The 7,850-nt window shown below is 36.3% G+C and carries 11 protein-coding genes; 9 read left to right on the top strand and 2 right to left on the bottom strand.

What is annotated here, in order from left to right; genetic code table 11:
- The 9 genes from ABZC96_RS06520 to ABZC96_RS06480 all read left to right on the top strand — a co-directional run.
- Positions 1 to 1,838: transglutaminaseTgpA domain-containing protein (locus ABZC96_RS06520; protein ID WP_373029917.1), on the top strand; the 1,838-nt coding region annotated here is incomplete at its 5' end.
- Positions 1,839 to 1,965: 127 nt separating this feature from the next.
- Positions 1,966 to 3,327, top strand: a complete 1,362-nt coding sequence (locus tag ABZC96_RS06515; RefSeq protein WP_373029916.1) for a S41 family peptidase — start codon at positions 1,966 to 1,968, stop codon at positions 3,325 to 3,327.
- A complete protein-coding gene (purC, locus tag ABZC96_RS06510) occupies positions 3,327 to 4,058 on the top strand; it encodes a phosphoribosylaminoimidazolesuccinocarboxamide synthase (RefSeq protein WP_373029914.1) in 732 nt (243 codons plus the stop codon). Before ABZC96_RS06515 ends, purC begins: the two co-directional genes overlap by 1 nt.
- Complete coding sequence (purS, locus tag ABZC96_RS06505) at positions 4,058 to 4,297, top strand: phosphoribosylformylglycinamidine synthase subunit PurS (RefSeq protein ID WP_373029913.1); 240 nt, start codon at positions 4,058 to 4,060, stop codon at positions 4,295 to 4,297. Before purC ends, purS begins: the two co-directional genes overlap by 1 nt.
- Before the next feature lies 1 nt (position 4,298).
- Positions 4,299 to 4,970 (top strand): phosphoribosylformylglycinamidine synthase subunit PurQ, encoded by a 672-nt coding sequence (gene purQ / locus ABZC96_RS06500; protein ID WP_373029911.1) that lies wholly within the window; start codon positions 4,299 to 4,301, stop codon positions 4,968 to 4,970.
- Positions 4,970 to 6,013 carry a hypothetical protein gene (locus ABZC96_RS06495; protein WP_373029910.1) on the top strand — a complete coding sequence of 348 codons (1,044 nt, stop codon included), beginning with the start codon at positions 4,970 to 4,972 and terminating at the stop codon, positions 6,011 to 6,013. The genes purQ and ABZC96_RS06495 overlap by 1 nt, the downstream gene beginning before the upstream one ends.
- A complete protein-coding gene (locus tag ABZC96_RS06490; protein WP_373029908.1) occupies positions 5,991 to 6,701 on the top strand; it encodes a lysophospholipid acyltransferase family protein in 711 nt (236 codons plus the stop codon). The genes ABZC96_RS06495 and ABZC96_RS06490 overlap by 23 nt, the downstream gene beginning before the upstream one ends.
- The gene (gene crcB, locus ABZC96_RS06485; protein ID WP_373029906.1) at positions 6,670 to 7,056 is read left to right on the top strand and encodes a fluoride efflux transporter CrcB; all 387 of its coding nucleotides are present in this window, start codon (positions 6,670 to 6,672) and stop codon (positions 7,054 to 7,056) included. The genes ABZC96_RS06490 and crcB overlap by 32 nt, the downstream gene beginning before the upstream one ends.
- 12 nt (positions 7,057 to 7,068) lie before the next feature.
- Positions 7,069 to 7,329, top strand: a complete 261-nt coding sequence (locus ABZC96_RS06480) for a hypothetical protein (protein WP_373029905.1) — start codon at positions 7,069 to 7,071, stop codon at positions 7,327 to 7,329.
- Between the two features lie 3 nt (positions 7,330 to 7,332).
- Here the strand turns inward: ABZC96_RS06480 and mrtJ are convergent, their stop codons facing one another.
- Both mrtJ and ABZC96_RS06470 read right to left on the bottom strand, forming a co-directional pair.
- Complete coding sequence (gene mrtJ / locus ABZC96_RS06475; RefSeq protein ID WP_373029904.1) at positions 7,333 to 7,761, bottom strand: JDVT-CTERM system glutamic-type intramembrane protease; 429 nt, start codon at positions 7,759 to 7,761, stop codon at positions 7,333 to 7,335.
- 8 nt (positions 7,762 to 7,769) lie between these two features.
- Positions 7,770 to 7,850, bottom strand: an 81-nt coding sequence (locus ABZC96_RS06470) for a JDVT-CTERM domain-containing protein (RefSeq protein WP_373029918.1), incomplete at its 5' end; no start/stop codon positions are given.

The following is a 7,850-nucleotide window of genomic DNA, read 5'->3' as shown; positions in this document are numbered from 1 at the left end:
CGATGTTAATATTTTCGTTCATGGTTGTGGCACTGCTTTTCTTAAAAAAAACACCTGCAGATAAATTCCTCATTGTTTTTATATTTTTCATGGGTTTATTGGCACTCTTTTTGTCTTTATATGGTGTCTTTTCTTTTAGAGGTCTTTCACGCTTAAAACTTTTTCTTGAGTTACTTGTCTATGTTCTGATCATTGTTGTTTCTATGCAACGGCTAACACGGGAGATCAATATCTATTTGCTACTCTCCCCTATCTTGTTCCTGGCACTCTCTTTGTTCTTCTTTCATGGTATCGTTATGCTCACATATGTAATATTTGAAATCTTTTTTCTACTTTGGCTGATACTGGCACACAGTATGAAAGGTGATATGATAGAGAGCTTTCGGGCAAGTATGGTCATGTTTATGTATTCTCTGCCTTGGGTGGTTGTTCTCTTTATCTTCTTTCCCCGTATCTCATTTGAGCATGCAAACTATGGGTTTAAAAGTGAAACTATACAACGTATGGGGCATGACGGTACCATGTTTTTAGACCGTAAAGCCTTACTTGTTCCATCAGACCGTATCGTGATGGAAGTAGGATTTGACAAAAAAGTCCCCTCTTCAAACAATCTCTATTTTAGAGGAAGCATTCTTTATCTAGATAAAAAAGACCATTGGGAGCCACTACCTGTTTACATGAAAAGAAAAAGTCAAGTTTATTATGCTACTCAGGGTGAACAAATAAACTATAAAGTGACTTTATACCCTACACAAAAACGTTGGGTCTATATGTTGGATATGCCTTCACGTGCAGTCAAAGATGCTGATTTAGACAGAGACTTGATCAGTACACTTGAAAATCCTGTTAAAGAACCTATACATTATGCTGCCAGCTCTTCATTGAGTTCTAGATTTCATGATATTTTAGATGAGTACACATACAATGCTTCATCAAGTTTTGACAAAGAACACAACCCTAAAACCTATCAAGAATCACAAAAGATAAAAGCATTATTTAACACACCCGAACAAAAAGCCAGTGCCCTCGTAAAGTTTTTTCAAAACCAGTCACTAACCTATAGCCTAAAGCCCGAAGCGCTTGACATCAATAACACTACAGACAGTTTTTTATTTGATAAACGTCACGGCTACTGTGTACACTTTGCATCTTCATTTGTTACTATGGCACGTATGTTAGGCATCCCATCACGTATCGTCACAGGTTATAAAGCTGACAAAGTAAACGCTCTCAATAATTACCTTGCAGTAAAGGAACGGGATGCACATGCCTGGGCTGAACTCTACATCAATGAACACTGGGTAAGATATGAAACAACCAGTACTGCATCTGCTATCGATGGACAAACAGCAGAGGCATTGGGTACAGATGATAATGCTAAGGAAAATCATCAATTCATTCAAAAAGTGAACCTCTATCTCATGTATGCAAAATATCAAGTAGAGACATGGATACTGTACTATAGTAATATCCGTCAACTACAATTGATTCAATATGCAAAAGAAAATCCAAGATTCATCCTGCTTTTTATACTCTCTTTGCTTGTTTTAGTAATGGCCACAATGAGTATCACTTTATATTTCAGACGTCCTCGATGTACACATAAAGTATTTTGTATTTTGGAGCCTTTGTTAAAAAAATTAAAAAATGAAGGTTATACACGAGAGAAAGGTGAAACCCTACATCAATACTTTTCAAGGTATATGAAAGACCACCCAGAGGAAAGTGCCATAAAAGATGTTGATAAATATTATGAGAGTATTGCTTATGGTGGTGACAGTTCAATAGAAACAATGAAACAATTAAAAAGTATGGTAAAGAAGTGTTTATCGTCATAAGCATCTGTTGATCATTTTAATAACGGTTAACCTTCCTTATGTATAGTAATACAGAGCATTCAAAGCAACCTCTTAGATGTTTTTAAATAAAATTATAAACCAATTCTCATATGGAGACAACACCTTAATGATTAAGAAAAGCAAAAAAGTTATTATTGCGGGACTTGCAAGTACTTTGACTGTAGCATACATGTTTGGATCTTTTGCTCAGGCTAAAGATACTACTGAAAAAACATATGCACCTTCTACAGCAAAAGAAAAACTTGAAGCTTATATCAAATTCACACAAATTCTTAACGTCATTGAAAGTCAATATGTGGATGATATCAATACTACAGACCTTGTAAACAAGGCACTCAAAGGACTTATGTCCAACCTCGATTCCCACTCTTCTTTTATGGATACCAAGGAATATAAAGATCTTTCTGTTCAAACGAAAGGTGAATTTGGCGGCTTAGGTATCTCCATAGGTATGAAAGATGGAGCACTTACGGTCATTGCTCCTATCAATGATACACCTGCAGATAAAGCAGGTATAAAAGCAGGTGATATCATTTTAAAGATCAATGATATAGCGACTATCGGTATGAATATCGATGAATCGGTAAAGTTGATGAGAGGGAAACCTAAAACCTCTTTGGTTCTGACCATTATCCGTAAAGGTGAACCGAAACCGCTTGAAATTAAAATTACTAGAGATATCATCAAAATTCAGTCTGTCTATGCAAAGACGATAGAAGACAATATACTTTATGTCCATGTCACTTCTTTTGACCAAAAAGTGGTTGAAGGTGTAAAAAAAGCCATGAAAGAACATATTAATAATACCAAGGGTATGATCTTAGATCTAAGAAACAACCCTGGTGGACTTCTTGATCAAGCTGTCGGACTTGTAGACCTTTTTGTTGATGGAGGTGTCATTGTAAGTCAAAAAGGCAAACTGCAAAGTGAAAATGTAGAGTATAAAGCGACAAAAAAAGGTACAGATAAAAATACGCCTATTGTTGTACTTATCAATGGTGGATCTGCATCAGCTTCTGAAATCGTATCTGGAGCTCTTCAGGATTTTAACCGTTCGATTATCGTTGGGGAAAAAACATTTGGTAAGGGTTCTGTTCAGGTTGTTATGCCTATAGGTGCGGATGAAGCATTAAAGCTTACGGTAGCACGTTACTATCTACCGAGTGGACGTACGATTCAGGCAGTAGGTGTAACTCCGGACATTATCGTGCATCTTGGAAAAATAGATTTAGAAGATGATCCTATTATGCTTAAAGAGAGTGATCTCAAAAAACACTTAGAGAGTGAGCTTGCTAAAATAGATGGCAATGCAACGAAGTCATCAAAAACAAGTACAGGTACGGAAAACAATGAGACAAAGATAGATGACACTGTTATTACAGAGAAACAACTCTATCAAGATCTACAGCTTAAAAGTGCTGTAAATATCTTAAAAGCATTAATCATCACAAACAAAGGAAAAAAATAATGGCAACAGACACACTCATAAAACAATCATTAGTCTATGAGGGTAAAGCGAAGAAAATTTGGACAACAGAATACCCAGAACTCTACATCTCTGAATTTAAAGATGATCTTACTGCTTTCAATGGAGAGAAAAAAGCAACTGAAGCAGGTAAAGGTGCATTAAATAACAAGATCTCTACTGAGCTCTTCAAGTATTTGAATGAAAAAGGTATCCCTACACATTTTGTTGAAATGCTTGATGAGAACCATATGCTTCATAAACGTGCAGATGTCATTCTTATAGAAGTGATCGTTAGAAACATTGCGACAGGCAGTTTGAGCAGAAACCTCGGTATAGAAAATGGACAAATACTTCCATTTACACTTGTAGAGTTTGACTATAAAAATGATGCACTCGGTGACCCTAAGCTTAATGACCAACATTGTCTTATCTTGAACCTTGTAGAAGATATATCTGAACTTGAATACATCCGTTATATGGCTAGAAGGATCAATGTTCTTCTTAAAGAATTCTATGCGAGAAAAAATCTAATACTTGTTGATTTTAAACTAGAGTTTGGTAGAGATGTTGATGGAAATATTATCCTCATCGATGAGTTGAGTCCGGACAACTTTAGACTATGGGACAGTGAAAGTGGTGAAAAGATGGACAAAGATAGATTTAGAGAAGGTTTAGGCGGACTGAAAGTTGCTTATGAAGAAGTATTAAATAGAATTCTAGGAGACAAATAATGACAGCAGTAGTAAACGTATTTTTAAAAGATGGTGTTTTAGACCCACAAGGTAAAGCAGCACACCATGCACTTGACTCTTTAGGTTTTGCTGGGGTAGCTGATGTACGTATCGGTAAACAGATCATCATTAACCTTGATACTGAAAACAGAGATGCAGCAGAAGCTGAAGTAAAAGAGATGTGTGAGACACTTCTTGCAAATACTGTCATTGAAGACTATACAATAGAGATCAACTAGTATGAAAGTAGCTGTATTAAGATTTCCTGGAACAAACTGCGAGTTTGACACACAGTATGCTTTTGAAAAGTTAGGACATACGACAGAACTTGTATGGCATGAGGATGAGAAACTTCCTGAAGACATCGACCTTGTTGTAGTACCTGGTGGATTTTCATATGGAGATTATTTGCGTTCAGGGTCAATTGCTAGATTTTCTCCTGTGATGAAAGCTGTTGCAGCATATGCAAATACCGGTGGCAAAGTGCTTGGTATCTGTAATGGTTTTCAAATTCTTACAGAAGCAGGTCTTCTTCCTGGTGCATTGAAGCGTAATAATAACCTTCACTTCATCTCTAAACACCAAAACCTTTGTGTTATTAACAATGACAATGCATTCTTAAACAAATGTGAAAAAGGTGAAGTACTTAACATACCTATTGCCCATGCAGATGGTAATTATTACATAGATGAAGAAGGATTTAAAAAGCTTGAAGCAAATGGTCAGATACTTCTTCGTTATTCAGATGAGAATGGTAATCCTGTAGTCGTGAATGGTTCTGTTACTTCTATCGCCGGTGTCTGTAACGAAGCTAAAAATGTATTTGGTCTTATGCCTCACCCTGAACGTGCTTTAGAAGCTATACTTGGAAGTGAAGACGGTATACGTATGCTTAAAGGTTTTGAAGCCTAATGCAACACTTACGTTCTGTATGGCTATTCATAGGACTTATATTAGCTTATACTACCCTACTAAGCGCACAGAACGAATTTAAGTACAGTTATATGCCTAAGAAGGTTTATGAGAACCAGCTCTTTGCAGTGACGATCATTGCTCCTGGAGAATCGGGTAAAAGTAAACCTCAATTCACTTTTGACACTTCAAGCCATACCCAGCCTCTCTTTAAGAAGCCTCTTACTGTACAAAATGGTCCCGACAGTTTCTATACTTTCTATTTTAAAGCTTCAAATGTAGATATACGTATTCCCAGACTGTTTATATCCTCTGAAAGTGGAGAGCATTCACTTGAACCTAATACCATCTTTATAAAGACTCTTGAACAACGTGAAGACTACTGCCAAGTAATTGCTGCCGATATGAAGATAAAAAATTCACAAGTCTCAAACTATGATGAGAAGAGTCATATCGTTACCCTCTCGTTAGAAGCTTTTGAAGCAAACCTTGAAGATATGAAGTTAGACAACGTACAAGAGTCAGGTGTCGAAAGTTTAAAACGTAATAATGCTAAAGTTGAAGCAGAGTTTTATGTGGTCCTTCCTGTAGAAGAGAAACTACTTAAATTCACCTATTTCAACACGATTAAAAAACAATATGTTTTTTTAGAAGTTCCCGTAGTGGTTGCTGATGCTTCAGTCACAACACAGTCTGATTTAAATCCTAAAGAGGACAGTTTCGAAAAACTAAAAAAATATACGTTTATGTTTTTAGTTGGCTTCTTTTTACTGATGTTTTTATTTAAAAGAGATTTCTTTTATCTTGTTTTTGGTGTAGTATCTCTTATCACCCTCTTGACTTTTTATATACCACATAAAAAAATATGTGTAAAACAAGGTGCATCACTTTATATCTTACCTACGCAAACAAGTACGGTCAGTACCAAAATAGATCAAAAGCTTGACACCATGCTACTGAGTGAACGAAAAGGGTTTAAAAAGGTTGAATACAAGGAAGGCATTATAGGATGGGTCAAGAATGAAGATCTTTGCGACAATTAGATTTTACTGGGGTGCATTTGTCATCTCATTTAATACCGCTGTCTTCATGATACCTGCTCTAATGTTATTTGGTAAGTACAAAAGTACTATTGTGCACCATATCAACCGTATGACACTGTTTATGATGGGTGGTAAATTGGCTCAAGAAGGAATTATGGATACGAATGTCGATATGTATCTGATGAACCATCAGGGTATCGTAGATATCATTGGACTTGAAGCACTACAGAACAACCACTTGCGTTGGGTTGCAAAGAAAGAGCTTTTTGAAGCACCATGGTTTGGTAATCTCTTGCGTCACGGAGAGATGATCTCACTCGATCGTCAAAACAAAGCAGGTCTGATAAAGCTCATCAAAGATGTTAAAGCGTCTAAAGAAGTTTATCACCGTCCTGTAGCGATATTTCCAGAAGGTACAAGAACAGACAAGCAGCCCTTACTTCCCTTTAAAAAAGGCTCAAAGATCATCGCAGAGAAGTTAGAACTACGCGTACAACCTATAGTGATCACAGGTAGTAAATGGGTCTTAAATGAACATATTAAAACAGGTCACAGCGGTACAGTTAAATATACGTTTTTACCTAGTTTTTCTGTAAAAGGTGATGATGAGAGCTGGTTTGAAACCCTTAGAAATGATATGCAAAAGGTTATAGATGATGAGTTTAACAACAATCATTGCAGTCGCTAGCGGTGGTGCCATAGGTGCAACGCTAAGATTGCTGATAAATGGATTTACAAATAAACATTTTGTACATGCACTTCCATTGGGTACACTTGCAGTGAATCTCATAGGTAGCCTTATCATAGGTATGTTATTTGCGTATTTTCATTTCAATACCTCACTTCCGCCACAACTGAAAACATTTTTAGTTACTGGTATTCTAGGTGCATTAACAACCTACTCTACCTTTGCCATAGAGAGCTTCTTTTTACTTGAGTCAGGACACTATGCACATGCCTTTGCCAACATGGCACTTAACCTTTTTGGTACCATTCTACTTGCAGGAATCGGGTACGTTCTAATCATGCAAATAACTAAATAACAGGAAAATACATTGTCAACATTAAACGAAGAGATAGAAAAACACATTAAAAAGCTTGTAAACCCTCTTAAAGAGCCTGAAGAGTTACTCGAAGTACTTAAAGTAAAACTTACTAAAAAAGAATTAAAGCTACTAAAATCATGGGCAGAAGAAATACCTGCAGAAGAATTACAGGCACAACTTAACCTAGATGAGGAACGTTACGGTGAGCTTTCAACAAAACTGATCAAGAAACTGAATCAAGAGAGAATTAAACAGGCGATGTGTATCTAATCTTTAGAGTATAAGAAACAAAGAGCATGCATTATAAAACATGTGAAGAAAGATACTCGCTCCGATGTGTCCATACTGCTCTTTAAAATATCCAAAGATCAATGAAGGTACAAAAACCAGTAGTGCCCATAGCGGTGCATGATGTACAAAATGCATTAGAACAAAAAGAACTGATGTGATAATGTTAGCTACCGTCAAAAAGAAAAAAGATGGATATTGTTTCGTCTTGCTAGCAATATACTCCTGAATCACTCCACGAAAAGCAAACTCTTCTACTACCGGATAAAAGATAATCAGAAAAAAAAGTGCATTGATATCGAAGTGTACTAAGTTAAGATCAAAAGATTGCTGCTGAAAGAAATTGTTATAGAGAATAACAAAAACAGGAGCAGCTAGCATAGCTGCTCCGTATTGAATATGTAATTTATTCACAGAAGAGATTATTTGAACAATCTTCTTCTAAACGGATAGAGTAGACCTAAAGCCATCAACATTAAGAACGTCATATCAAAGTTCTTGCT

Origin of the sequence: Sulfurovum sp. (assembly GCF_041551015.1) — a bacterium.
In the GTDB taxonomy this organism is placed as follows: domain Bacteria; phylum Campylobacterota; class Campylobacteria; order Campylobacterales; family Sulfurovaceae; genus Sulfurovum.
This window is presented reverse-complemented; position numbering and strand designations above follow the sequence as displayed.

Coding starts and splice junctions, on each gene's coding strand:
- ABZC96_RS06515 (WP_373029916.1), top strand. CDS start 1,966: ATGATTAAGAAAAGCAAAAAAGTTATTATTGCGGGACTTGCAAGTACT.
- purC (WP_373029914.1), top strand. CDS start 3,327: ATGGCAACAGACACACTCATAAAACAATCATTAGTCTATGAGGGTAAA.
- purS (WP_373029913.1), top strand. CDS start 4,058: ATGACAGCAGTAGTAAACGTATTTTTAAAAGATGGTGTTTTAGACCCA.
- purQ (WP_373029911.1), top strand. CDS start 4,299: ATGAAAGTAGCTGTATTAAGATTTCCTGGAACAAACTGCGAGTTTGAC.
- ABZC96_RS06495 (WP_373029910.1), top strand. CDS start 4,970: ATGCAACACTTACGTTCTGTATGGCTATTCATAGGACTTATATTAGCT.
- ABZC96_RS06490 (WP_373029908.1), top strand. CDS start 5,991: ATGAAGATCTTTGCGACAATTAGATTTTACTGGGGTGCATTTGTCATC.
- crcB (WP_373029906.1), top strand. CDS start 6,670: ATGAGTTTAACAACAATCATTGCAGTCGCTAGCGGTGGTGCCATAGGT.